Below are 594 nucleotides of genomic sequence, written 5' to 3'. Positions count from 1 at the left end.
GTCTACGGCTTCATCTTCCTGCCGGTCGTCGTGCTGGTGCTGTTTTCGCTGCAGGCGACGTCGTTCCCGATCCCGCCCTTCACCGGCCCGTCGCTGCGCTGGTACGATGCGGTTCTTTCGGACACGCGGCTGACCTCGGCGCTGGTCAACTCGCTGCTGGTGGCATCCATCTCCTCGCTCGCAGCCGTCACGCTCGGCTTTCTCTCCGCCTGGGGCTTTGCCCGCTTCGTCCTGCCTGGCTCCGGCCTGCTGCGCGGGCTGATCACCCTGCCGCTGACGGTCAGCTATCTCATCATCGGGATGGGGCTGCTGGTGCTGTTCAACTGGGCCGGCGTGCCGAAATCGCTGCTTGCCGCCGGCATCGGCCATGTCGTGATCAACCTGCCGCTGTGCTTTGCCATCATCTACAGCCAGATGGGCGACCACCAGATCAACATCGAGCGTGCCGCGCGCGACCTCGGCGCGCCGGAATGGAAGGTGCTGCTGCTGATCACCGTGCCGGTCATGGCGCCGGCCATTTTCGCAGCTTTCTTCCTGTCGATGACCTTCTCCTGGGACGAGTTCGTGATCTCCTTCCTGCTCACCCGCTTCGAC

General features: G+C 64.5%; 1 protein-coding gene. It reads left to right on the top strand.

From position 1 onward, the window contains the following. On the top strand, positions 1-594 hold a 594-nt coding region (locus EN984_RS36990; RefSeq protein ID WP_164766042.1), incomplete at both ends, for an ABC transporter permease.

Origin of the sequence: Mesorhizobium sp. M7A.F.Ca.CA.004.12.1.1 (genome assembly GCF_003997835.1) — a bacterium.
GTDB lineage: Bacteria > Pseudomonadota > Alphaproteobacteria > Rhizobiales > Rhizobiaceae > Mesorhizobium.
Note: the sequence above shows the minus strand (reverse complement) of the source record. Positions and strands in the feature narration are given on the sequence as shown.